Origin of the sequence: Streptomyces wuyuanensis, from assembly GCF_900103455.1 — a bacterium.
Lineage (GTDB): Bacteria > Actinomycetota > Actinomycetes > Streptomycetales > Streptomycetaceae > Streptomyces > Streptomyces wuyuanensis.
Map to the genome: position 1 here is coordinate 361,406 of NZ_FNHI01000003.1, position 22,478 is coordinate 383,883.

Below are 22,478 nucleotides of genomic sequence, written 5' to 3' on the forward strand. Positions count from 1 at the left end.
GCGGGGCGCAGCGCGGGACCGGGAACTCCCCGGCGATCCCCGGATGTGCGCTGCCGGCCCGGTACCGGTGCCGCCTTTTGGGTGCATTTTCTCAGGAATCACCCTATCCAAGGCACCGGAACCGGCAAACGAGGGGGCGGGACGCCGATGCGGGGCCGGGCCCGCGGAGCAGGCGTCCGCGCCCCGGCCGTCACACCTTCTCGAAGACCATCCGCAGCGCGGTGTAGCGGCGCTCGCGGAGGAACTTCAGCGCCGTGCGCTGCTCCCTGATGATGTCGGCGACCGCGTCGTCGCCGATGAGCTCCGCGCCTCTGGCCCGGTTGGCCTGCGCCCGCTCCAGCCAGCTCGCCACGGTCTTCACGCCGTCGTCGGGATCGCTGCGCACCTCCGGGATCCGGAACAGCCCGCGGGCCGCCTCGGTGAGCTCGCCCCGGGTCGGGAGGAACACCTCGGGGAAGACCTTGCGGGAGGCGTGCATGCCCTCGCGGATGTTGTCGAAGCCGTCGCGGACGTCCTTCAGGGCGGTCCGCATCCGGCTGCCGCCGTTCGCCGTCTGACCGGCGGGCCGCCGGGGCGGGAGCACGAGGGACGTGAACCATCCGCCGCTGTTCCAGGCGTTGGCCTGGAGGGAGACGCGGCCGCCGGGCCGCAGCCAGGTGTGGCAGCGCTCGAAGAACGTGCGGTAGCTGGCGACGCGCTTGCGCCGCAGCATGGTCGTGCCCGCGAAGTGCTCGATGGCCTCGATCGCGATGATGGCGTCGTACGGGGCGTCCGGCTGGTGGTCGAACCAGTTCTCGGCCAGGATCTCGCAGTTGGGCCAGCCCTTCTGCCGGATCCATGCCGCCTGGCCGGGGCTCATCGTGAGCCCCACGGCGTGGCCCACGTCGTGGTTCTCCACCAGACGCTGCATGAGACTGCCCCAGCCGCAGCCGACGTCGAGCACCCGGGCGGCGCCCGTCGCCCGGGCGGCCTGCGCGTGGTGGTCCAGCTTGCGGATCTGCGCCGACTCGAGCGTGTCGCCGTCCTCCCACATGGCGTAGGAGTAGACGAGTTCGGGGCCGAGCGTCAGCCGGTAGAACTCGCCCAGGAAGTCGTACTGATGAAGGATCGCCTCGGACGACGTGCCCTTGTACTCGGACGTTCTTCTCGACCCGATCAACGCGATCACCTGCCTGCCTGTCGATGCGCGGAATTCCGACGGCCGCGGGCGGGCCGGATCGGGAACGGCGGCAGCCGTTCGGAGGAGGTGTGCACGCAAGACGGTTTCCGGACGCGGCGGTTTTCACCGGAGGACCGGGCTTTTCACGGCCGTTGACCCATCGACGACCCGGACCGCATTCGCGGAACGCACCTTCCGATCACATTAACCGTGCGCCGCCGAACCGGCACGCTGAGCGATCGACGGGGCAGGCGCGCGGCCCCGGGCCGTGGGACGCCGCGGCGGACGACCCGGCCGCACAGCCGGACCGCCCGCCGCCACAAGGCCGTCTACGGCAGCCGGCTGCCGGTGGGCTCACCTTCCCCGGCCGGTCGCTTGGTCCTGAGAACGTCCCCCGCGCCACCGCGTGCACGGCGGCGTCCGGTCATCTCCGGCGCGACGTCCATGATCTCCCTGTCGAGCTCTTCCTCGGCCTTGGGAACGGGCTTCCCGTGCTGCCTGGCTCGCTTCATGGCGACCTCCTTCACTGCGTGAGGTTTCTGCGCCGTTGGCTACCCGGTCGCGGCGCCGTCATACGTGTGCTCACCGCCGAGTGGGACAGCCACTAGGAATAAACCACACAACGGGTGCCGTGGCCTGTCGAAGCCCTCACCCGTCCGGCCGAGTCGTTCACCGATACGATTTATCCGGCATTGCGGCTCGACTCATCCAGCATTGCGGCCCGGCATCGGCACGGCAGGAGAGCGATGACGGCACTCCCGAGTTCCGGAACGACGTACGCCTGGGTGGTCGAACACCCCGCGCCGATCGCCTCCGGGCCCCTGCGCCGGGTCGAGCGGGAGATCCCCGAGCCCGGACCGTACGACCTGCTGCTGGGCGTCCGCGCATGCGGGGTCTGCCGCACGGACCTGCATCTCGCGGAGGGCGATCTCCCGCCCCGCCGGCCACGCTGCACCCCCGGGCACGAGATCGTCGGTGACGTGCTGGCCGCGGGGCCGTCCGCCGACGGGTACGCGCCCGGTGACCGGGTGGGGGCGGCCTGGCTCGCCGGCACCTGCGGCCGGTGCCGCTGGTGCCGGGCCGGGCGCGAGAACCTCTGCCCCGCATCGCGCTACACCGGCTGGGACGTCCACGGCGGCTTCGCCGGGCACGCGGTCGTCGACGCGCGGTACGTGTACCGGCTTCCGGAGGGCCTGCCGGACGAGGACGCCGCCCCCCTGCTGTGCGCCGGCATCATCGGCTACCGGGCCCTGGAGCGTGCCGAGCTGCCGCCGGGCGGGCGGCTCGGCGTCTACGGATTCGGCGCCTCCGCGCATCTGACCGCCCAGCTCGCCGTCGCACGGGGCGCCGAGGTCCATGTGGTCACCCGCTCGGCCGAGGCCCAGCAGTTGGCGCTGGAACTGGGCGCCGCGTCCGCCGGCCCCGACTCCCCTCCGCGGCTTCTGGACTCCGCCATCCTGTTCGCGCCCGTCGGGACCCTCGTACCGAAGGCCCTCGAGGCCCTGGACCGGGGCGGGACGCTGGCGATCGCCGGAATCCACCTGACCGAGACACCGCCGCTCGACTACGAGCGGCACCTGTTCCAGGAGCGCACCGTGCGCAGCGTCGCCGCCAACACCCGTGCGGACGGCCGCGCGTTCCTCGCCGAGGCCGCGCGGCTGCGCCCGACCGTGCGGGCCGTGCGCTACTCCATGCGGCACGCGGACCGGGCGCTTGCCGACCTTGCGTCCGGCGGCGTCACCGGCGTGGCCGTGCTGGTGCCGCCGTGAGGCCGGGGGGCGCGGCCCGCCCCGGGGCGCCGGAGCCCATTTGCCGAAACAGCAAGAACGATTGCCTGTCCGCCCGGACGGGTCGCAGGGTGGCGGCATGAACGAGACGAACGAACGGGACCTCTCCGAACTGGACGTCGTGGTGGTGGGCGGCGGCGCCGCCGGACTTTCCGCCGCGCTGACCCTGGCCCGGGCCAGGAGGACCGTGCTGGTGATCGACTCCGGCGAGCCCCGCAACGCTCCTGCCGCCGGGGTCCACGGCCTCCTGGGCCGGGAGGGAACACCGCCCGGCGAGCTGCTGCGGACGGGGCGGGAGGAGGTCGGCCGGTACGGCGGGCCGGTCGTGCCGGACACCGTGACGCGAGCCCGGCGGGAGGGCGGCCACTTCGTGGTGGAGACGGCGAGCGGCCGCAGGCACCGGGCACGGCACCTGCTGGTGGCCTCCGGTCTGGTCGACGAACTGCCCGCCGTTCCGGGCCTGCGCGAGCGCTGGGGACGCGATGTGCTGCACTGCCCGTACTGCCACGGCTGGGAGGTGCGGGACGAGCCGGTCGGGGTGCTCGCGAGCGGCCCCGCGGCCGTGCACCAGGCGCTGCTGTTCCGGCAGTGGACGCCGGACGTGACGCTGTTCCTGCACACCGCGGACGATCCGGACGAGGAGCAGTGGGAGCAGCTGGCGGCCCGCGGCATCGCCGTGGTGGACGGCGAGGTGACCGGTCTCGCCGTCGAGGACGACCGGCTCCGCGGAGTGCGACTGGCGTCGGGCCGGCGGGTCCCGGTGGCCGCTCTGGTCGTGGGCCCGCGGTTCGAGGCGCGCGGGGACCTTCTCTCCGGGCTCGGGGTGGCGACCGTCGAACACCCCATGGGCGTGGGCCGTTACGTGGAGTGCGACGCGCGGGGCGCGACGGGTGTCGAGGGGGTGTGGGTGGCGGGCAACGTCTCGGACCTCATGGCGAGCGTCGCCGTGGCGGCGGCGTCCGGCGCACAGGCGGCCATGGCGATCAACGCCGAACTGGTCGCCGCCGACACGGCTGCGGCGGTGGCCACACACCGCTCGGCGGCCCGCTCTCCCCAGGCGTTCGGCGCGGCCGCGGAGGCTGCCGCCTGCGAGCGGGTCCTCGGCGAACGCCGGCACGGGCTCGAATCCGTCCTCGGCAGGGACCGGCGCACGGCGGAGTGAGCGGGGCGAGTCCCTCCGGCGCCGTACGGACGAGCCCCAGCGCACCAGCCCGGCGCCGTACGGACGACCCCGGCGTGGCCGAGCGTGGCGCGAACGCCCCGGCAGGTCAGGAGCGGGCCAGGACCGGGCCGTCCGGGAGGTCGGCCCGGTCGCCGACGCCGGGACGGGGGCGAGAGGGGGCCGGCAGGGCCTGCTCCGTCCAGATGGCCTTGCCGTCCTTGCTGTAGCGCGTGCCCCAGCGCTGGACGAGCTGCGCGACGATGAACAGCCCGCGCCCGCCCTCGTCGTCGTCGGCGCTGTGCCGCAGATGGGGCGCGGTGTGGCCGGCGTCCGCGACCTCGCACACCAGGGTGCGGTCGTGGATGAGCCGCAGGTGCAGGGGCCCTTCCGCGTATCTGACCGCGTTGGTGACCAGTTCGCTGGCGATCAGCTCGGTCGTGAAGACCAGTTCGTCCAATCCCCAGTCGCGCAGCCGGTTCGCCACGAGTTCGCGCGCGCGGCCCGCGGCCACCGGCTCCGCCGGAAGGCTCCAGACGGCCACCCTGCGGTCGTCCAGCTCCCGGGTCCGCACCAGCAGCAGGGCCGTGTCGTCGTTGGTCGTGCCGTCGGGCAGCAGTTCGGAGATGGCCCGGTCGCACAGGACCTCCAGGGACTCCGCGTGGTCCGCTCCCCCGGCGAGGACGTGCGCCAGGGTGTCCAGGCCCTTGTCGATGTCCCGGTCGCGGGCCTCGACCAGACCGTCGGTGAACAGCGCGAGGAGGCTGCCGACGGGCAGCTCGATCTCCAGGCACTCGAAGGGCAGCCCGCCGAGCCCCAGCGGCGGCCCCGCCGGCAGGTCCGGGAAGCTGACGCGGCCTCCGGGCTCGACGACCGCCGGGGGCAGATGCCCGGCGCGTGCCATGGTGCAGCGCCGCGACACCGGGTCGTAGACCGCGTACAGACAGGTGGCTCCGGCCGCGACGTCGTCGTCGCCGGTGAGCGTGCCGAGGGCGTCGGCGCTGTCCTGGGCCGACTGCCCGACGAGGTCGTCGAGCCGTTTGAGGAGTTCGTCGGGCGGCAGGTCCAGGGGCGCCAGCGCGCGCACCGTCGTCCGGAGCCGGCCCATGGTGGCCGCGGCGTGCAGTCCGTGCCCCACCACGTCGCCGACGACCAGCCCGACGCGCGTCCCGGACAGCGGAATGACGTCGAACCAGTCTCCGCCGACCCCGCTGAGGTCGTCCGTGGGCAGATAGCGGTACGCCAGGTCGACGGCCGAGTTCGACGGGAGGTGCTGGGGCAGGAGCTGACGCTGGAGGGCCAGCGCCGAGGCCCTCTCCCGGGTGTAGCGGCGGGCGTTGTCCACGGACACCGCGGCACGGGCGACGAGTTCGTCCGCCACGGCGACCGCCCCTCGGTCGAAGAAGGCGCGCCGGCCGTCGCGCACGAACGTGGCGAGCCCGAGCACACCGCCCCCGGCGCGGAGGGGGACGACCAGGGTGTCGTCCTCCAGTACCAGCCCGCCCGAGGCGAGGCTGCGGTGCTGGGGCGAGTCCTCCGCGTACGTCGCCGGCGGCGGGCGGCGGCCCCGCTCCCCGGCGGTGTCCCCCGCGGGCGCGGCGCCGGTGGCGTGCGTCGCGCGCCCGTCGTCCCGGGAGCCGGAGTCCGGGGCCTCTGCCGAACGGGAGGCGGCGCGAAGCAGATCCGTCGCCCCGGAGCCCGTGCCGCCAGGCACCTCGCCCTCCAACACGGCCGGGGCCAGGTCCACTTCGACGCGGTCGGCGAACTCCGGCACGGCCACCGCGGCGAGTTCGCCGGCCGTGACGAGCACGTCCAGGGTCGTACCGACGCTGCGGCCCGCCTCGACCAGCAGATTCACCTGGCGTTGCGCCTCGTAGCGGTCGGAGATGTCGAACGCGTCCTCACACACACCGAACACACGTCCGTCCGCGTCCTGCAGCCGGTAGTACGAGCAGGACCAGAGGTGTTCCTTGCCCGGGTCACTGGGCTGCTCCGCGCGGAAGTGCAGATCGAGGAACGGCTCGCCCGTGTCGAGCACCTGACGCATGACCGCGTGGAGCGTCTCGGGGTACCCCGGGGTCACGAACCTGCCCCTGGGGTAGAGCTCTTCGGCCAGTTCACCGCGGGTCTCGGAGAGCGGGCGCCCGATTTCCCGCTCCGAGGCGGCGTTGCACCAGACGAGGCGCAGGTCCGTGTCGTAGATCGCGAATCCCAGGGGCGACTCGGTGGCCAGCCCCTGGAGCATCGCCAGCCGGGACTCCCATTCCCTGAGCCGGTCCCGGTCGGCCGCCACCACGAGGCGCTCCGCCTGCCCCGTACCGGAGAGCAGGCAGACGGCGGTGACGAGTTGCATCCGGTGGCCGTCCCGGTGGACGGCGGCGAGCACGTGGTGCTCGGGGAAGGGCGGGACCAGCGCGCTGCCCGCCCCGTCGGCGGCCCGGCCGGCTGCCGCCCGGCGGTCCGGTGCGGCGCCGGGCTCGGGTGCCCCGCCGGGCATCAGGATCACGGCGACGGACCGTCCGACGATCTCGTCCGTCCGGTAGCCGAGGAGTTCTTGCGCCGCGGAACTCCAGCCGATGACGACGTCACGCTCGTCGAGCACGAACGTCGCGGCGCTCGTGACGTCGAGCGGTCCGCGGAAGTCGGCGTCCTCGGTCGCCTTTCTCGCGTTGTTCATGACGCCCTCACCGGCCGGCTTCGTCAGGTCCAGAATCCGCCTGATGCTGACCCTGCGCAACCGATCGGACCGGATGCGCGGCCGGCTGCTCCGCCCGCCTTCGGAGCGCATACGAACAGGTGAGCGGGGTGGTGGTGACGTACCGCTACGAGGCGCGCCCGGTGCGGACACGCACCGGGCCGGAGGGGTCTGGTGTGAACTCCCACGGGCACGGATGACAGCATGGGACCCATGAGCAACGACGTTTTCTTCGACATCACCATCGACGACGAGCCCGCCGGGCGGATCGTCTTCACGCTGTTCGACGACGTGGTCCCCAAGACCGCGCGGAACTTCCGTGAGCTCGCCACCGGCGAGCACGGCTTCGGTTACGAGGGCTCCGGCTTCCACCGGGTCATCCCCGACTTCATGCTCCAGGGCGGTGACTTCACGGCCGGCAACGGCACGGGCGGCAAGAGCATCTACGGCGAGAAGTTCGCGGACGAGAACTTCCAGATCAAGCACACCAAGCCCGGCCAGCTGTCCATGGCCAACGCGGGCCCGAACACCAACGGCTCGCAGTTCTTCATCACGACCATCGTCACCGACTGGCTGGACAACAAGCACGTCGTGTTCGGCGAGGTCGTCGAGGGCATGGACGTCGTGAAGCGGATCGAGTCCCTGGGTTCGCGCAACGGCGCCACGCAGGCGAAGATCAGCATCGCCAAGTCGGGCGTCGTCGAGGGCTGAACCCCGGCGGATGCCGTCCCGGCCCCGGTGGAGGTCTCCGACCCGCCGGGGCGGGATGGCGGCGTGCCGCCCGCGTCGGGATGCCCCGCGAGGCGCCGGCGCTTGACGGAAGGCGTCAACGGGAGCGGCTCCGCCCGTGCTTCACGCCGCGAGGGGGGCGGTGTCCATCCCGGCCTGGCTGCGCAGCCCCTCGAGGAACTCGCGTACCGCCTCGACGGCCGTACGGCGCGGACTCCAGCCGAGTTCGTCCCGGGCGCGCGAACAGTCCATCAGAGGCAGCCGCAGTACGGCGTCGAAGAGATCCGGCGAGGCGGGAACCAGTCGCAGCCGCCAGGCCGCGGACAGCGCGGCACGCACCGGCGGCAGCGGAAGCCGCAGTGGTCGCGCCTCCAGGATCGCGGCGAGGCCGGCCGCGTCCAGCGGCGGGTCCGCGGCGAGGTTGAAGGCACCGCGGACGGGACGGACGACCGCCTGCCGGTAGGCGGTCGCGGCGTCGTCGGTGTGCAGTGCCTGGAAGGTGAGCCCGGGCAGATCGGGCACGGCGGGGACGAGCGACGGGCGAACGAGCTGCGCCGGCAGGAGCCGGCCCGCGAACAGGCGGCGCTGCTGGGAGGCGGACTCCCGCTTGAACAGGAAACCCGGGCGCATGCGTACGACCCGCGTCGCGGGATTGCGGTACTCGTAGGCGTCCAGGAAACGCTCCAGGTAGGCCTTCTCTCGGCAGTACGCAGCCTGGGGCCAGCCGTGGGTGGGCCAGCTCTCGTCCACCGCACTCGCCTTGGGACCCGGTGAGTACGCCCCGACCGAGGAGGCATGGACCAACGCCGGCACCCCGGCCGCGGCCGCCGCGTCGAACACGCGGATGCCCCCGAGCACGTTCGTCCGCCAGGTCGTCACGGGGTCGTGGGTGGGCTGGAACTTCCAGGCCAGATGGACCACGGCGTCGGCGCCGGTGAAGAGCGGGACGAGGTCGGTCCCGCCGGGATCGATGTCGGCTGCCGCCCAGGTCGTGCCTGCCGGCCGCCAGTCGGGGATCCGGCGGGCGAGTCCCAGGACCGAGGCCACGCCCGGACACCCCGAGAGTGCCTCCACCACGCTCGTCCCGGCGTTGCCGGTCGCTCCGACGACCACGACCCGCAGTCCCCCGGTTCCTCCGGCCCCCTGCTGCGTCGTCCCGTTCATCTCTGCCGCCTTCCAGCGGAGGTGCGGTGCATCGGTGCGGGTACCCGGCGCAACTTCCGGCATGCCCCGGTTCGCTCCGTTTTCCCGGTCGGCGCGGAGGGGTGAGTGGCGGCCGGTTGTGCGGGGTGGGTGCCTGCTGCGGGCCGGGCCGGTCGCGGGTACGAACCGGTCGCCCGGCCGGAGGTTCGTCTCCCCGGCGCACCCGGGCCGGGGGCGGCTGCCGCGGATCGGGGCCGGGCGGGCGCGGGCAGTCGTCAGGTTCCGGCGGCGCCCGGCGGGCGCAGATGGCCGTGGAGCAGTTCCAGAGCCGCGAGGACCGCCGCCGACCGGATGGCCTCCCGGCTGCTTCCGCTGCCGGTGTGGGGAGCGTCCACGACGGTCCCTTCCGGCCCGCACACGGCGACGAACAGAGTGCCTACGGGGCGTCCGTCCTGATCGGCAGGACCCGCCACACCGGTCGTGGCCAGGCCGTACGAGGCGGCCATCAGCCTCCGCACACCCTGGGCCATCTGCGCGGCGACCTCCTCATGGACGGCTCCCTCGTCCGCGAGCAGCCGTGGGTCCACGCCGAGCACCGACGCCTTGACCTCGGTCGCATAGGCGGTCACGCCGCCGCGGAAGGTCCCGGTTGCACCGGGTGCGTCCGCCAGCACCGAGCCGAGGCGGCCCGCGGTCAGCGACTCGGCGACCGCGACGCTGTGCCCGGCCGAGGCCAGGGCCTCGTGCAGCTGCCGAGCGAGCAGCCCGGCCCGGTCCAGCCCCGGCCGGCCCGCCACGCTCTCGTCCGCTTCCGGAGGCGGTCTGTCCACGTTCCCATGGTGCGTGCGCACCGGCGCGTCCCGCCTGCCGAAGCGAGCAGGCGCCGGGCCGCAAGCGGTGCGCACGGCGCTCCGCTTGGCGCGACGGGCGCGGGGTACCCGGGTACGACACCCGAGGGAAAGGACGTCCGATGACGGATGTGTCGCGCCTGCCCGGCGCCGCGCACCACCACTGGGACTGGCAGCTCCGGGCAGCCTGCCGGGGCGCCGACAGCAGCCTGTTCTTCCACCCGCCCAACGAACGCGGCGAGGCGCGGGACGAGCGGGAGAAGAAGGCCAAGCGCGTGTGCGGCGGGTGCCCGGTGCGCGCGGCCTGCCTCAGCCACGCGCTGGAGACCCGTGAGCGGTTCGGCGTATGGGGCGGGCTCGGCGAGCACGAACTGCGGACTCTGCTCGGCCCGGCCCGCGAGGAGCGGGACGACCGGGACGCGGTGTGCCGTCCGGCGGCCTGAGCCCGCGCACCGGCCGGCCCGTGCCCTCTGCCGGAAGCGGGCGCGACCGCCTCGCTCAGTCGCGGGCGCGCCGCCGGTGACTGGTGTCGCACCAGGGGAAGCGAAGGCTCCTCCGGCAGGTGCACAGGGCCACGCAGAAGCGGTCCGAGGAGACGACGGTCCCGTCCTCCAGGACGATCTCGACCGGTCCCTCGACGAGCACGGGCCCGTCGGTCCGCACGGTGATGCGACGCGGCTTCTCAGCGGGTTCGTTCGGCACGGATGACCACCAGTTCTTCCTTCTGACCGCCCGGACTCAGCAGGCCCCGGCTGCACAGCCAGGATCGCCTCGACCGCAGAACGGGGCCCAGAGCCACCTGACGGCGGTCCGTGATCTCGGCCTTGAGTCCGGACGACCGAAGCCGGGCCAGTGTGGACTCCTCCCCGCTCAGCGCCGAGTGCACGACGAGCAGCACCCCGCCCGGCCGCAGCAGCCGGGGCACCTCGCGGCAGATCCGGTTCAGGACGAGTCGTCCGTCGTGCCCGGCGTCCCAGGCGCGCGCGGCGCCCCGGGCCGGCGGACCCGGGCTGGGTACGTACGGCGGGTTGGCGACGACGAGGTCGAAGGTGCGGCCCGCGACGGGGGCGGTCAGATCACCGCGGATCACCCGCACCGGCGTCCTGGCCAGCAGGGCGTTGAGCCGCGCCGTCCACACCGCCGGCCGGGAGATGTCCACGGCGACGACACTGGCGCCGCGCTTCGCCGCCGCGACCGCCAGGGCGCCGGTCCCGGTGCCCACGTCGAGAACCCGGGCCCTCGGCGGCAGCGCCTCGCGGCGCAGTGCCCCGGCGAGGAGGTCCGTGTCGTGCTGCGGTGCGTACACACCGGGCAAGGTGATGAGCGTCACATAAGACGCATACCCCGCCATATCCACCCAATCATCGACGCGTGTTCGCCCTCGTTCTCAGTGCCCCTGACCAGCTGGGACGGCGAGACCGTCGCCCCTGAGCGAGGTACGTCCGTCCCGCCAGGCGGCGAGCAGATGGTGCTCCAGCCGCTCGTCCAGGTGCACGGTCGCATCGATGCCGAACGCGACATCCGCCTCCAGCGACGGCTCCTCGTCGAGGAGGCCCGCGATGACCTCGCGCCGCACCACCTGCTCGTGGACCGCGTCCGCCTCGACGTGCTCGTCGTAGAAGAACTCGGCCGCCGGGCCGGCCCCGGTGCGGCGCATCGCCTCGGCCATCCGCCGCGACGCCGGCGAGGAGGTGATCTCGACGGTGGCGAAGTGGCCCACCAGGCAGCCGCGGAGCGCGCGGTGCAGACCGAACAGCGACATGAGGTTCACCACCGCCAGCATCGGGGCCGGCGCCGGGTCGAGGTAGCGGCCGTACGCGGTGTCCAGTCCCAGGTCGGCCATGAGGGCCGCGAAGAGCCGGGCGTGGATCCGGTCCGCCCGGCCGCCGCCGTACTCGTCGAACTCCACGGCGGCCATCCCTGCCTTCGCCCGGCCCCACAGCCTCGGCAGCACCCAGGCGTGGGGGTCGGCCTCCTTGAGGTGGTACAGGGACCGCTGGGCCGCGAGTTCCCTCAACTGCCACAGCTCTCCCTCGCGCCGCAGGTAGTGCGACACCGAGGCGCCGTGGACCGGTTCGACCAGCAGCCCCGCCACGGCCTCGTCCACGGTCCGGTGACGCGGGGCGTCCCTGCGCAGGGCCGTCAGGAACCGGCTCTCCAGGACTCGCCGCAGGCCGAGCAGATCCGGATCCCACTCCAGGTCGGGGTCGACTCCGGCGAAGCCGCGGTAGTGCAGTTCGTAGCAGAGGTAGAGGGCGAGCTGGAGATCGTCGCCGTAGGGGTCCGCCATGGTCGCGACCGGGGCCGCGGGAAGCGGCGTTCCCTCGGTGAGGCGGCCGGCGACCGCCTCGGAGAGCGCGCCCCGCGGCTTCGGCAGCGCCGGCGCCCGGAGGTCGGTCGCTGTGTCACTCATGACTCACGTGTACCCACTGTCCCCGTCTTCGCTCCTCGGATCCGCCCGCCTGTTCTCCCTGGGGCCCGCCTGCGCTCCTCCGGCCGGGTAGGCGGCAGGCCCCTCCGGGTAGGCATCGCGGCGTGGAGCACTCCGCCCCGCTGATCATCTGGGCCAACTTCTTCTCGGACCTGGCCGTGGACCTGCCGGCCCGCGGCGTCCTGGAGCACTGGGCCGAGCAGGCCCCGCGGAAGGTCTGGCTCATACGGCCCGGCGATGTGCTGGTCACCCCCGTCCCGCCGGGTCCGGAGTTCCTGGCCCACGCCTGCGAGTTGCTCGACGTCCCGGACGGGTCCGTCACCGTGGTCACGGTGCCGCAGCTGCCCGGGATGACCATGGCGGACGCCGTCGAACGGGCCGGGCTGACGGAGCGCCTCGGTGCCCTCGCCGCCGAACGTCAGGGCGCTCGGCTGCTGCCGGTCGCGCTGGACAGGGCCACGGTCGCTCTCGCGGCGCGGCTGGGTCTGCGAGTGGCCCCGTACGGCCCGGCCGGGGTGACGGCGAGCGCCGTGGACACGGCGTACCGGCTCAACACGAAGGCCGGGTTCCGCGCCGTCGCCGGGGAGCTGGGCATCCGGGTTCCGCCCGGGCGGGTCTGCCCGGGCGGAGGGCTGACGGCGACGGTGCGGGCGATGCTCGGCCGGTACGAGCGGGTGGTGGTCAAACCGGACCGCTCGGCGGGCGGCTGCGGGCTCACGTTCCTGTCCCGCGCCGACCCCGCTCCCGGCCCGATCGGCAACGGGACCTCGGGCACCTGGGTGGTGGAGCGGTGCCTGGACGTCGCGCGGTCCGTCAGCGTCCAGCTGATCACCGGTCCGGGGTCGGCGACCCGGGTGGTGCACAGCGGGGAGATGCGCACCGCGGCCGGGTCGTACACCGGCTATGTGTCGCCGCTCCACGGCGTCGCGCGACGGACCGTACGCGAGCTCGAGCGCTGGGGCACAGCCCTCGGGGCGTATCTGGCGGCCCGGGGCTACGCGGGCCCGTACGGGCTCGACGCGGTCGTCGCCACGGACGGCACGCTGTACGCGACCGAGAGCAACGTCCGTCGGACCGCCACCACCACCCCGCAGGCGATGGTCGAGCGTCTGGCCCGTGCGGCCGGGTTCGAGGACCGCGCCTGGCTGGTCGCCTCGGGGCGCACGCCGGCGGCCCGAGGCTTCGCGGACACCCTGCGGCAGCTGCGGGCCGAAGGGCTGGCCTGGAGTCCCGGCAGGGGCGAAGGGGTGGTCCTCTACGGGGACGCCCCGGCCGACGGCCGGTCGTGGCGCTACGCGGTGATCGGCCCCGGGCACACGAGGGTCGCGGAGATCGAGACGGCCCTGGCACGCGCTCTGGCCTTCCCGCCGTCTTCCGGCGAGCGGTGAGCGCGCCGCCGGACAACACGCGCGGAACACCCGGAGCCGACCTGGGACGCGATTCGGGCGATCGCGCGCGGAGGCCGCGTCCGGACGGAGCAGGAGAAGCCGAGCCCGCGGAGGCCGCGTCCGGACGGAGCGGGAGCCAGGCGCGCAGCCCGTGCCGGGCAGTGACTGTGCCCTGCGCCGATCGTGTCGTGCAGGGCCCGGGGCCGTCGGCCGACCGCAGCGCCGGCGGTCAGGTGGTGGGCCGGATGCGTCCGCGCCAGGCGCCCGACTCGTCACCCCGGCTCTCGATGAAGTCCTTGAAGCGCCGCATGTCGTCCTTCACCCGCCGGTCGATCAGGCCGGTCATGGCCGCGGTCTTCTCGGCGGCTCCGGTCGGCTCGACGTCCATCACCAGCTCCACACGGGTGTGCGTGTCGTCCAGGCGCTGGAAGCTGACCGTGCCCTTCTGCCTGGTGTCGCCGCCGGTGGTGCGCCAGGTGATGCGCTCGTCCGGAAGCTGGTCGACGATCTCCGTGTCGAACTCCCGGTGGACGCCGCCGATCCTGGTGGTCCAGTGGTTGTGCCGGTCGTCCAGCTGCCTCACCTCCTCGACGCCCTCCATGAAGTTGGGGAACTCCTCGAACTGCGTCCACTGGTTGTACGCGGTGCTGACGGGGACGTCGACCTCGACGGCTTCCCTGACCGTGCTCATGGCTGCGGCTCCTCTCGCCGATCGCGCGGGTGGTGGTCCGCCGCACGGACGGGCACGTCCGACGCATACCCCGTACCGGCGGAATTACCGCCTCCGCCACCGCGTCCGGGGCTACTTGCGGGCCCTGAGCAGGAAGGAGTGGCCTGCCGGGTCGGACAGCAGCCGCGCCTCGCGCGGGGTGCCCCGGTCGGTCACGTCCATCGGGGTGGCCCCGAGACTCACGGCCTCGCGCTCCGCCTCGTCCAGATCCCCCGGGGGCAGCAGGATCAGCAGATGGGCCTGCTGGGCGTCCTCCGGGCGGGGCCAGCTCGGGGGCGCCAGCCCGTGATCGCGCTGGAAGCCCAGCACGGAACCGTCCTGGCCGACGACCTCGATGAGATCGGGGTCGGACGTCCTTCGCACCTCGGCGCCGAGCAGCGCCGCGTAGAACTCCGCCAGCGCCTCCGGCTCGGCGCAGTCGAGGGCGAGCATCGCCGTCTTGGGAACCGCCATTTCCCCTCCCCTTCGCAGGACTTCACGGGTACGCCGGGTACCCCGGATGTCAACGCCCAGTCCGGGGCGACATGTTCGAACAGCGGGGTGGCGGTGCGGACCCGGGCGCCGGGCCGGCACGGAGACACTCGGGCCCCGGCGCGGTAGCGCCCGGGCCGCCCCGGAAACGCTCAGGCCGGCAGGAGTCGATCGGGCGGGGCACGGAAGCGCCCGTGCCCGTGGGTCAGAGCATCAGGACGAGTGCATACGCCAGGAAGAAGGCCGCGACCAGCAGCACGAGCGCGCAGACGGCCACCAGCGGGCCCTCGGCCCAGCCTCGCGGACGCGTCGGGGGGCTCGGCTGGGGTGGGCGGCCCGGGCGGTTCTCCCGCCGGCCCGGGTCCGAGTGGCCCGTCGATCGGCGCGAGGAGGCGCCCGACCCGTCGGGCCGGGTTCCGCCTGGCGCTACCGGGACTCCCGGCGCCGGGCCGGGGGCGGTACGCGGATCAGGTTCGGGGCTGTTCACCGTCATGTCCGGCGACTGCCCGGCTTCTCGAGGTCCATGGGTCCGCCGCCGGGCCGGGTCCGTTCCGGCACCTGGAGGTCGTAGACGGCGAACGCGCGCCCGATCACGGGCTGCGCCACGTTGCGCACCCGCACGCCGCCGTCCGTCATGCCGTGCTCGACTCCGAGGTGCGCGTGGCCGTGCACGGCCAGGTCCGCGCCGCCCGCGTCGACCGCCTCCGCCAGCAGGTAGCTCCCGAGGAACGGATAGATCTCGGACGGCTCCCCGGCGAGGGTGTCGGGGACGGGCGAGAAGTGCGTCAGGGCGATGCGCACATCGCTGCCGTCCGCGGCCAGGTTCTCCAGCGAACGTCGCAGGCCGGTCGCGCAGCGCCGGGTGTAGCGGACGAACTCCTTCATCAGCGGCTCACCGAACTCGCCCGCGCTGCGTCCCGCGTAACCGCCGCAGAAGCCCTTCGTGCCTGCGACGCCGACCTTCGTGCCGTCGATGTCGAGGACGGTGGAGTCGCCCTCCAGGACGGTGACCCCGGCGTCGCCGAGCACGGCCGCGATCTCCTCCTCCTGGTCACTGTGGTAGTCGTGGTTGCCGAGGACGCCCACGACCGGCACGGGCAACCCCGCCACTTCGGCGGCGACGACCTCGGCCTCGGACACGGTGCCGTGGCGGGTGAGGTCCCCCGCGAGCAGAAAGACGTCCGCGCAGTCGGGGAGGGTTTCGAAGGCCGGGCGCAGCCTGCCCCTGCCGTCCTCGCCCAGATGGATGTCGCCGACGGCCGCGATCCGGATCATGGCAGCTCCTCGTGGACGTCGGGCGCGGCGGTGGAGGCGACCACGAGGTCGGAACGTACGGGAGTGTCGGCGCCCACTTCGTCCTGGACGGCGCGCAGGATCTCGTCGCGTTGCTCCGGCGAGGAGACGGTGCCGGTCAGCAGCACGGCGCCGCCGCGTTCCTCGACGCGGACGCCCAGTTCGGCGATGTCGTCCCCGGCCAGGCGCTCTCGGATGCGCGCGACGCGGTAGGCACCCTCTCCGGTGTCGGTCGGCTTCACGGGCCTGCCTCCCTCGGTTCCCGGGCTTCGATGACTCCGAGGCGCTCCAGCAGGTACAGGAACGCGTCCGGCAGCGGGTCGTCCTCGTGTTCCGCCCGCAGGGCGTCCCAGTCGATGAGCTCCCGCAGGGTGCGCGCGATCGTCAGCAGCGGCGCGAAGTCGCAGTGGTGCTCGGACAGGGCCGCGAGCAGGCTGCTGAGCAGGTCGTACGGGGCCAGGACCGGCATCCGGACCGAGTCGACGGCCAGCACGGGCGCGCGCTCCAGCATGGCGTCGGTGACGGGGCCTCCGGCGAGTTCGAAGATCAGGTCGATCTCCTCGCCGCCCGACCTGGCCTTGACCAGCCAGTCCTCGGGGGCGGAGACGATCTCCACACCGCCGTCCCGCAGCGCCTCGACCACTCCGTCGACGTCCTCCCGACGGATGCAGAAGTCCGTGTCGTGCTGGAAACCCGCCGGTACGCCGTGGGCGTGCGCGGCGACGCTCCCGGCCAGCGCGAAGGGATGTCCCGACGCCTTCAGCAGGGCTGCCACGTGCTTCGTCGTCTCCAGGATGGCCTGGGTGTGGTCCTCGGGCAGCGCCCGGGCCGGACCGGACGGCGGCCCGGCGGCGCCGGCTTCACCACCGGGAGGGGCGGCTCCGGCGCCCGGTGGGGCGTCGCCCGTACCGGCGAGGTGCAGCCGGCGGCCGCCGCTCCGGTTCCCCGTCGCCTGGTCCATGTCGGCTCTCCGTCCTGCCGATGATCCGTCGATGATCCGCCGGCACCCTGCTCACCCGTCAGCACGGTGTCCGACCGCCCCGGCCCGATTCCCTGCGAGCAGCTCCCGGCCCCGCCACGAACCCACCGCGCTCGGCTCACGCCCGCTCCGGGCCGTGGGACGCTCCAGCGCGCGGTGGCGCGCACGGCACCGGCCGTGACGGCGGTCCCGCCATGCAGCGCGCCTACCCGCCTTTCCCGGGATGAACATCGCGGTCCGCCCCTGGGGGCCGGCTCTGGCAGCGCGGGCACCACAGGGTGCGGCGGCCCGAGAAGCGGCGGGAGCGCAGCCGTCCCTCGCAGCGCGGGCAGCGGGGGTCGGGGTCGTCCCGCCGGCCGGTCAGCCAGCTGCGCCTGGGAGGTACGCGTGCGGCCCGCACGGACGACGCGAGGACCCTGCGCATGGCCGTGTGGAGTTCCCGGACCTCCGCCGCGCTCAACTCTCGGGCGGCCCTGTCCGGGGCCACGCCCGCTCGCCACAGGATCTCGTCGCTCAGCAGATTGCCCAGACCGGCGAGAGCGGACTGGTCCATCAGTACGTTCTTCACGGCACCCCGCCGTCCGTCGAGCAGCCTTCGGAAGTCCTCACCGGAAACGGCCAGGGCGTCGGGGCCGAGGTCGGCGAGGATGTGCCCTACGGCCGCCTCGTTCCCGGCGAGCTGGACACCCTGGAGCTTGCGCTGGTCGCGGTAGCGCAGCTGCCGTTCGTCGTCCAGCGTGAGCACGACACGGTCGTGCGGGTCGGGGGGCTCGTCCGCGCAGGCGCACACCAGGGCTCCCGTCATGCCGAAGTGCCAGACGAGCACGGGCCCGTCGTCCATGGGGGCGATCAGCCACTTGCCGTGGCGCCGGGGCTCCCCGAACCGCTCCCCCACGACCTCGTTCCGCAGCCGCCGCACGGTGACCCCGCGAAGCACCCCGGGGTCCCGCACCTCGACGTTCGTCACCCTTCGACCGCCGCCGCAGGAGCTCAGCACCTCGCGGAACCCCTCGACGTCCGGCAGCTCGGGCATGCCCACCTCCGGAATGTCGATCGGCCTCCGGCTCCGCGCCCGGGTCCGGTCTCCGACCCGGGCCTTGATCCAACGGCTCGATTCGCCGGCTCGATTCGGAGTCTGTTCGGCTTCGTTCGGCGGAACGTCCAACCGGGGCCCCGTCGCGCTCCGGTCCGAGCGGGCGCCGTACCTTCGCCCGGGTACCCGCACGGGTGCTTCCCACGCACTGCGCGTGCCCACGGGGACCGGCCGGCACCGCGCGCCCTTTCGCGGCCGGACCTCACGGCCGTATGCGCCCCGGTCACTCGGAGTGACACGGTCCGGCGAGGACCGGACGAGCGGAGTAGCGTGAGAACTCCGGTCTCGCGTGTCCAGGCTCGCGCGACGTGGAGATTGGCGGATGTCGTGTCTACGTCAAGTCATGCGCTGTTCGGCGCTCCGTGCTGGGTGAGCCTCATGGCTCGTGATCTGCCGGCGGCGGAGGAGTTCTACTCACAGGTGCTGGGTTGGGCGTTCCGTCCCACGAGACTCGGCGAGGAGTTCTCCGTCGGCTTCCTGGACGGCACCCCCGTCGCCGGCATCGGGGCGCTGGCGGACAGCCTCGCGGTCGCCGTGGCGTGGACGCCCTACTTCGCGGTGGACGACGCGGACGCGACCGCGGCCCGGATCCACGAGCGAAGCGCCACCGTCGCGGTGGGCCCGCTCAGCTTCGGCACCGGCCGGGCGGCACTGGCCGCGGACCGCGACGGCGCCGTGTTCGGCATCTGGCAGGGCAAGGCCATCCCCGACTGGAGCATGGGCACCGACAAGGCCCCGGCCTGGCTGGAACTGCGCACACGCGACGCCTTCGAAGCGGCGATCTTCTACGCCGAGGTGCTGGACTGGGCCTGCGCGCAGCCCGGTTGCTGCCAAGTGGCCTACGAGGACGACCACGTCGTCCTGCGCCACCAGGGGGACGCGGTCGCCCGGATCACCGGCGGCGCGGTCGGCGAAGCCCCCGACCCGCACATCCGCCCTCGCTGGCACGTGTACTTCTACGTGCCCGACGTGGACTTCGCCGTACGGACGGCCGTCGGGCACGGCGGCCGGGTCGTCGGGCCGGCCGACCCGTCCGGTACGGAGGACTGGGTGACTCTCCGCGATCCCGACGGCGGTCTGTTCACCGTGACGTCGAACGATCCTGACCCGGCGCTCGCCCCCCGGGACTGAGCCCGCTGCCCGGCGGACGCCCGCCGACCACCCACACGGATCCGGCCGGCCCCGTGGAAACGGGACCGGCCGGGACCTGTGTGCGGGTCCGCGTCAGCGACGGCGGGCCGCCGCAGGCTGCGGACGTCGCGAACGCAACAGCAGGACACCCGCGACGAGCAGTACGGCTCCGGCCGCGGACGGCCACAGCTGCGCACCCGTCTCGGCGAGACTGCCACCCTGACCGGCCGCCACGGGCCGGCTGTCGCCGTTGGGCTCGGGCGCGTTCTCGCCCGCGTCCTCCGTCGCCTGGGCGGCGGGCTTCCCGTTGCCCGTACCGGCCTGCGCCGAGCCGTTCGACCCGGCCGACGAACCGGCCAGGACCTCGGGCTCCTTCACCTCACCGCCGCCTTCGGGCGCGTTCGGGGCGTTCTGCTCCCCGGAGCCGTCGTCACCGGCGCCGGAACCCTCCTGGCCCGAACCGTCCTGACCCGCACCGGCGGCCGCGCCGGGCTTGTCGTCCCCTCCGGGGGCACCGGGTGCGTCCTGGCCACCCGCGCCACCGTCGGCCGGCGGGTTGTCGCCGCCCGGGTTCTGCGGCTCGTCAGGCGCGTCCTGGCCACCCGTGGCACCGTCGTTCGGCGGTGCGGGGTCGCCGGGGTTGTCCCCGTTGCCACCGCCACCATTGCCGTCGTTCCCGCCGTCACCTCCATTGCCGTCATCGCCGCCGTTGCCGCCGTCGGCGGGAGGCGCGCCCGCATCGCCTGGGCCGCACTCGCGGCCCTCGTTGATGCAGTCGACCAGCTCCTCCATCAGGTTCTCGTCGAAGACGTTGATGAAGTCGCCGTGGTCGGTGACGGGCTTGTGCAGCTGCTCCGGGAAGGAGTCGACCGCGAAGACGCTCGGGTTGGCCCCGTCGAAGACCGGCGGCGGCACGTCGTAGACGATGCGCTGCACGAGCTGCGGAATGGCCTGGAAGCCGTTGGGGCAGGCACCGTTGTCCTGGGCGAAGGCGACATGGGTGCGGTGGTTGGCGCTGTCGGTGTTCTGGCCGTCCCAGCAGCTCTGGAACTTGAACGACCGCACCACCTGGCTGCCCTCGGGGCAGATCGGGTACTTGTCCTTCAGCTGGCGGTCCTCGAAGCCGGTGCAGCTCCACGACGCGTTCGCGTTCGCATCACCGTTGACGAACGCCTTGGCGTCGCCGGTGATGATCCGCAGGAACCGCGGCATCGCCGTCACCTTGGACACCGGGCTGCCCACGAAGTTCAGCGTGACCTGCGACGGCGTCTGGATCTCGCCGACGTTCTGGTCCTTGCCGCCGCCGTCCGCGTTGGCGTCGTTCTCCTGCTGCCCGTTCTGCAGCCGCAGAACCGGCCAGTAGTACGTCGACCTGTCGCCCTGGTCCACACAGGTGGTCTGCCCGTTGGCGAGGTCGTCGTCGCTGGCGAAGGCGTCGTTGGCCTGGTTGCCCACGTAGTCGTGCATGTGGTGGGCGCCGTTGGCGACACCGGGCGCGACGATCACGTTGTCCGGGTTGAACTTGCCGTTCTCGTTCACGCCGCAGTCGGTCGCGAACGTGCCCCGGGACGCGTTCTGCTGAGCGGGCGGGTTGTTGACGTTCGGCTGGACGGACTGGATGTCGACGAAGTCGGACTGCTCCGGGCCGTTGCCGGCCTGACCGCCGTTGCCGTTGCCCTGGTCGCCGCCGTCCTGACCGCCGTCGTCCTGGCCCTGGTCCTGACCGTCACCCTGGTCGCCGCCGTCCTGACCGCCGTTGTCGGCGTCGTCCTGCTGCAACTCGCAGGCCGCCATGGACTCGAGGCCCTCCGGGCGGTCACCGGCCCGGTCGATCGCCGTCGAAATACGGTCGAGGCTCGCCGTCCGCTTGTCCTCCAGCGGACCGAGGACCGCGTTCTCGGCGAACTTCGGGTCCTGTGCGACCTGTTCCTTCTGCTCGGCGAACCGCTGGTAGGCCTCGGTGATCTGGCTGTCCATCGCGGCCAGTTCCTTGTCGACCTCGGGCCGCGCCGCGTCCGGCACCTCCGAGAGCCCGTTCGCGACCTCGGGACACTTGATGGTGGACGCGGCGGCACCGGCTCCGAGGGTCTGGTTCTGCGACTGCCCCCACCCCTCGCCGGCCGAGGCGTAGGTGTTGACCGCGATCAGCCCACCGCCGCCCAGCATGAGCGCGATCGAGGCCGCCACTACTCTCCTGCCGCCCGTTGAGCGTCTGCGTGCACTTCTTCTCAATGGAACTCCTGTGCGTCTCTGCCGGTTCGCGCGTGGACGCGAACGGCTGTGGGGGACCCGCGGAGTTCCATACGGACGCGCACCGCCGAGTGTTCAAAGCAATCCGCAACTCGTCTGCCCGGCACGGCGCCAGGGCCGCAGGAGACGGTTCGCCTGCGTTCGCTCGGCGATGCCGGGCCGGGAGGTGACGCCTGGTGGTCGCATCAGGTGCGGGGGGGTGCGGTCGACCGGGTGCCCGGGTGCGGTGGCCCGGTGCGCGGAAGGGCTCTCAGGCGCCGGTGCCGCTTCCGCGCACCACGGCGACGGGACAGTGTGCGTGGTGGAGCATGGCCTGGCTCACCGATCCCAGCAGCAGGCCCTTGAAGCCCCCACGGCCCCGGGCGCCGACGGCCAGGATCCGGGCCGACGCGCTCGCCTCGATCAGGGCCTTCCGGGTGTCGCCGCGTACGACCGCGTGCTCGACCGGAACGCCCGGGTAGATCTCCCGCCGGCCCGCCAGTGCCTCGGCCAGCAGACGCTCCTCCGCCGCGGTGACCGCGCCCGGCGGGTTCGCGTACGGCATCGAGGGGTCCTGCGGCGGAGGCAACGGGGCGTTCCACGGCGTGTAGGCGTGGAGGGCGAGCACGCCGGAGCCTCGCAACGCGGCCTCGGCGAAGGCGAAATCGACGGCCGCCTCACTCGCGGGAGAGCCGTCGACCCCCACCAGAACGGGACCGCCGGCATGGGAAGGCTCCCGGACCACCAGCACGGGGCATCGGCCGTGCGCGGCCAGGTGAACGGCCGTCGACCCCACCATGAGCCCGACGAAGCCGCCCATCCCGCGGGAACCGACCACGACCAGATCCGCCCCTCGGGACTCCGCTTCGAGCACGGTCAACGGTTCGCCCGACACCACGGCGGATCCGACCTCCACCTCGGGCGCCGTGGACGAGGCCCGTTCGACCCCTTCTGCCACGAGCCGGTCGGCCATGTTGCGCAGACCACCCGCGGGCGGCCCGTACGGCGAAGGCCCCAGCGGCACCGGCATCCTGGCCCAGATGAACGCGTGGACCACCCGGAGCGCGGCTCCGCGCCACCGAGCCTCCCTGGCGGCCTCCTCGACCGCGGCCAGCCCGGATGCAGATCCGTCCACTCCCACTACCACCAGGCCGCCCATGACGCCGCCTTTCGCACCGGGTGTCCTCGATACAAGGCTCGCCTCGGTCGCCTC

General features: G+C 73.4%; 23 protein-coding genes. 6 read left to right on the plus strand and 17 right to left on the minus strand.

The genetic code is table 11. The annotated features are described in order from the left end of the window. Positions 1-190: 190 nt before the first annotated feature. Positions 191-1,168 (minus strand): SAM-dependent methyltransferase, encoded by a 978-nt coding sequence (locus BLT82_RS07015; RefSeq protein WP_093652961.1) that lies wholly within the window; start codon positions 1,166-1,168, stop codon positions 191-193. A 320-nt stretch (positions 1,169-1,488) separates the two neighbouring features. After that, the gene (locus BLT82_RS07020; RefSeq protein WP_093652962.1) at positions 1,489-1,671 is read right to left on the minus strand and encodes a hypothetical protein; all 183 of its coding nucleotides are present in this window, start codon (positions 1,669-1,671) and stop codon (positions 1,489-1,491) included. Between the two features lie 234 nt (positions 1,672-1,905). Here BLT82_RS07020 and BLT82_RS07025 point away from each other — a divergent pair, with 234 nt between their 5' ends. Beyond that, on the plus strand, positions 1,906-2,928 hold the full coding sequence (locus tag BLT82_RS07025) for a zinc-dependent alcohol dehydrogenase family protein (RefSeq protein WP_093652963.1): 1,023 nt from the start codon (positions 1,906-1,908) through the stop codon (positions 2,926-2,928). Positions 2,929-3,025: 97 nt separating this feature from the next. Beyond that, positions 3,026-4,108, plus strand: coding sequence for an NAD(P)/FAD-dependent oxidoreductase (locus BLT82_RS07030; protein WP_093652964.1), 1,083 nt, complete (start codon positions 3,026-3,028; stop codon positions 4,106-4,108). A gap of 106 nt (positions 4,109-4,214) precedes the next feature. Here the strand turns inward: BLT82_RS07030 and BLT82_RS07035 are convergent, their stop codons facing one another. Next, a complete protein-coding gene (locus BLT82_RS07035; RefSeq protein ID WP_244291869.1) occupies positions 4,215-6,782 on the minus strand; it encodes a SpoIIE family protein phosphatase in 2,568 nt (855 codons plus the stop codon). Between the two features lie 231 nt (positions 6,783-7,013). Here BLT82_RS07035 and BLT82_RS07040 point away from each other — a divergent pair, with 231 nt between their 5' ends. Beyond that, positions 7,014-7,511 (plus strand): peptidylprolyl isomerase, encoded by a 498-nt coding sequence (locus BLT82_RS07040; protein WP_093652966.1) that lies wholly within the window; start codon positions 7,014-7,016, stop codon positions 7,509-7,511. 141 nt (positions 7,512-7,652) lie between these two features. Here BLT82_RS07040 and BLT82_RS07045 read toward each other — a convergent pair whose 3' ends face one another. Then, positions 7,653-8,693 (minus strand): NAD-dependent epimerase/dehydratase family protein, encoded by a 1,041-nt coding sequence (locus BLT82_RS07045; RefSeq protein ID WP_244291870.1) that lies wholly within the window; start codon positions 8,691-8,693, stop codon positions 7,653-7,655. Between the two features lie 254 nt (positions 8,694-8,947). After that, positions 8,948-9,502 carry a CinA family protein gene (locus BLT82_RS07050; protein WP_342029398.1) on the minus strand — a complete coding sequence of 185 codons (555 nt, stop codon included), beginning with the start codon at positions 9,500-9,502 and terminating at the stop codon, positions 8,948-8,950. A 140-nt stretch (positions 9,503-9,642) separates the two neighbouring features. Between BLT82_RS07050 and BLT82_RS07055 the strand changes: the two genes are divergently transcribed. Beyond that, positions 9,643-9,963: a WhiB family transcriptional regulator gene (locus tag BLT82_RS07055; RefSeq protein WP_093652968.1), complete on the plus strand. Its 321-nt coding sequence runs from the start codon at positions 9,643-9,645 to the stop codon at positions 9,961-9,963. Between the two features lie 55 nt (positions 9,964-10,018). Here the strand turns inward: BLT82_RS07055 and BLT82_RS07060 are convergent, their stop codons facing one another. Genes BLT82_RS07060 through BLT82_RS07070 form a run of 3 tightly spaced genes read right to left on the minus strand, consistent with a single transcriptional unit; the run spans position 10,019 to position 11,933 of the window. Continuing rightward, positions 10,019-10,222 carry a CDGSH iron-sulfur domain-containing protein gene (locus BLT82_RS07060; RefSeq protein ID WP_093652969.1) on the minus strand — a complete coding sequence of 68 codons (204 nt, stop codon included), beginning with the start codon at positions 10,220-10,222 and terminating at the stop codon, positions 10,019-10,021. Beyond that, positions 10,203-10,850, minus strand: coding sequence for a HemK2/MTQ2 family protein methyltransferase (locus BLT82_RS07065; RefSeq protein WP_244291871.1), 648 nt, complete (start codon positions 10,848-10,850; stop codon positions 10,203-10,205). Before BLT82_RS07065 ends, BLT82_RS07060 begins: the two co-directional genes overlap by 20 nt. Before the next feature lie 57 nt (positions 10,851-10,907). Then, positions 10,908-11,933 carry an iron-containing redox enzyme family protein gene (locus tag BLT82_RS07070; protein ID WP_093652971.1) on the minus strand — a complete coding sequence of 342 codons (1,026 nt, stop codon included), beginning with the start codon at positions 11,931-11,933 and terminating at the stop codon, positions 10,908-10,910. A 122-nt stretch (positions 11,934-12,055) separates the two neighbouring features. On the opposite strand from BLT82_RS07070, the gene BLT82_RS07075 reads away from it, so the two are divergent. Beyond that, on the plus strand, positions 12,056-13,339 hold the full coding sequence (locus tag BLT82_RS07075; RefSeq protein WP_093652972.1) for a preATP grasp domain-containing protein: 1,284 nt from the start codon (positions 12,056-12,058) through the stop codon (positions 13,337-13,339). Positions 13,340-13,568: 229 nt separating this feature from the next. Here BLT82_RS07075 and BLT82_RS07080 read toward each other — a convergent pair whose 3' ends face one another. From BLT82_RS07080 to BLT82_RS07110, 7 genes are all read right to left on the minus strand, one after another. Beyond that, on the minus strand, positions 13,569-14,030 hold the full coding sequence (locus tag BLT82_RS07080; protein ID WP_093652973.1) for an SRPBCC family protein: 462 nt from the start codon (positions 14,028-14,030) through the stop codon (positions 13,569-13,571). Between the two features lie 111 nt (positions 14,031-14,141). After that, the gene (locus tag BLT82_RS07085) at positions 14,142-14,522 is read right to left on the minus strand and encodes a VOC family protein (protein ID WP_208867747.1); all 381 of its coding nucleotides are present in this window, start codon (positions 14,520-14,522) and stop codon (positions 14,142-14,144) included. Positions 14,523-14,745: 223 nt separating this feature from the next. Next, entirely contained in the window at positions 14,746-15,033 is a 288-nt protein-coding gene (locus BLT82_RS37810; RefSeq protein WP_093652974.1) for a DUF6480 family protein, read from the minus strand. Further along, the gene (locus tag BLT82_RS07095) at positions 15,030-15,815 is read right to left on the minus strand and encodes a metallophosphoesterase family protein (protein ID WP_093652975.1); all 786 of its coding nucleotides are present in this window, start codon (positions 15,813-15,815) and stop codon (positions 15,030-15,032) included. The genes BLT82_RS37810 and BLT82_RS07095 overlap by 4 nt, the downstream gene beginning before the upstream one ends. Beyond that, entirely contained in the window at positions 15,812-16,075 is a 264-nt protein-coding gene (locus BLT82_RS07100) for a BON domain-containing protein (RefSeq protein WP_093652976.1), read from the minus strand. Before BLT82_RS07100 ends, BLT82_RS07095 begins: the two co-directional genes overlap by 4 nt. Continuing rightward, positions 16,072-16,794 (minus strand): nucleotidyltransferase family protein, encoded by a 723-nt coding sequence (locus BLT82_RS07105; RefSeq protein ID WP_093652977.1) that lies wholly within the window; start codon positions 16,792-16,794, stop codon positions 16,072-16,074. The genes BLT82_RS07100 and BLT82_RS07105 overlap by 4 nt, the downstream gene beginning before the upstream one ends. Positions 16,795-17,017: 223 nt before the next feature. Continuing rightward, positions 17,018-17,845 (minus strand): Fpg/Nei family DNA glycosylase, encoded by an 828-nt coding sequence (locus BLT82_RS07110; RefSeq protein WP_093652978.1) that lies wholly within the window; start codon positions 17,843-17,845, stop codon positions 17,018-17,020. 438 nt (positions 17,846-18,283) lie between these two features. On the opposite strand from BLT82_RS07110, the gene BLT82_RS07115 reads away from it, so the two are divergent. Next, on the plus strand, positions 18,284-19,036 hold the full coding sequence (locus BLT82_RS07115; protein ID WP_093652979.1) for a VOC family protein: 753 nt from the start codon (positions 18,284-18,286) through the stop codon (positions 19,034-19,036). A gap of 93 nt (positions 19,037-19,129) precedes the next feature. On the opposite strand, the gene BLT82_RS07120 is transcribed toward BLT82_RS07115, so the two are convergent. Then, positions 19,130-21,202: a DUF1996 domain-containing protein gene (locus tag BLT82_RS07120; protein WP_093653019.1), complete on the minus strand. Its 2,073-nt coding sequence runs from the start codon at positions 21,200-21,202 to the stop codon at positions 19,130-19,132. A 334-nt stretch (positions 21,203-21,536) separates the two neighbouring features. Continuing rightward, entirely contained in the window at positions 21,537-22,424 is an 888-nt protein-coding gene (locus BLT82_RS07125) for a universal stress protein (RefSeq protein ID WP_167745980.1), read from the minus strand. Between the last annotated feature and the right edge of the window lie 54 nt (positions 22,425-22,478).

Bases quoted from the DNA above. Each gene is read 5' to 3' on its own strand.
- BLT82_RS07020 (WP_093652962.1), bottom strand. From the start codon at position 1,671: ATGAAGCGAGCCAGGCAGCACGGGAAGCCCGTTCCCAAGGCCGAGGAA.
- BLT82_RS07025 (WP_093652963.1), top strand. From the start codon at position 1,906: ATGACGGCACTCCCGAGTTCCGGAACGACGTACGCCTGGGTGGTCGAA.
- BLT82_RS07030 (WP_093652964.1), top strand. From the start codon at position 3,026: ATGAACGAGACGAACGAACGGGACCTCTCCGAACTGGACGTCGTGGTG.
- BLT82_RS07035 (WP_244291869.1), bottom strand. From the start codon at position 6,782: ATGAACAACGCGAGAAAGGCGACCGAGGACGCCGACTTCCGCGGACCG.
- BLT82_RS07040 (WP_093652966.1), top strand. From the start codon at position 7,014: ATGAGCAACGACGTTTTCTTCGACATCACCATCGACGACGAGCCCGCC.
- BLT82_RS07045 (WP_244291870.1), bottom strand. From the start codon at position 8,693: ATGAACGGGACGACGCAGCAGGGGGCCGGAGGAACCGGGGGACTGCGG.
- BLT82_RS07055 (WP_093652968.1), top strand. From the start codon at position 9,643: ATGACGGATGTGTCGCGCCTGCCCGGCGCCGCGCACCACCACTGGGAC.
- BLT82_RS07070 (WP_093652971.1), bottom strand. From the start codon at position 11,933: ATGAGTGACACAGCGACCGACCTCCGGGCGCCGGCGCTGCCGAAGCCG.
- BLT82_RS07080 (WP_093652973.1), bottom strand. From the start codon at position 14,030: ATGAGCACGGTCAGGGAAGCCGTCGAGGTCGACGTCCCCGTCAGCACC.
- BLT82_RS07085 (WP_208867747.1), bottom strand. From the start codon at position 14,522: ATGGCGGTTCCCAAGACGGCGATGCTCGCCCTCGACTGCGCCGAGCCG.
- BLT82_RS37810 (WP_093652974.1), bottom strand. From the start codon at position 15,033: ATGACGGTGAACAGCCCCGAACCTGATCCGCGTACCGCCCCCGGCCCG.
- BLT82_RS07095 (WP_093652975.1), bottom strand. From the start codon at position 15,815: ATGATCCGGATCGCGGCCGTCGGCGACATCCATCTGGGCGAGGACGGC.
- BLT82_RS07105 (WP_093652977.1), bottom strand. From the start codon at position 16,794: ATGGACCAGGCGACGGGGAACCGGAGCGGCGGCCGCCGGCTGCACCTC.
- BLT82_RS07110 (WP_093652978.1), bottom strand. From the start codon at position 17,845: ATGCCCGAGCTGCCGGACGTCGAGGGGTTCCGCGAGGTGCTGAGCTCC.
- BLT82_RS07115 (WP_093652979.1), top strand. From the start codon at position 18,284: ATGGCTCGTGATCTGCCGGCGGCGGAGGAGTTCTACTCACAGGTGCTG.
- BLT82_RS07120 (WP_093653019.1), bottom strand. From the start codon at position 21,202: ATGCTGGGCGGCGGTGGGCTGATCGCGGTCAACACCTACGCCTCGGCC.
- BLT82_RS07125 (WP_167745980.1), bottom strand. From the start codon at position 22,424: ATGGGCGGCCTGGTGGTAGTGGGAGTGGACGGATCTGCATCCGGGCTG.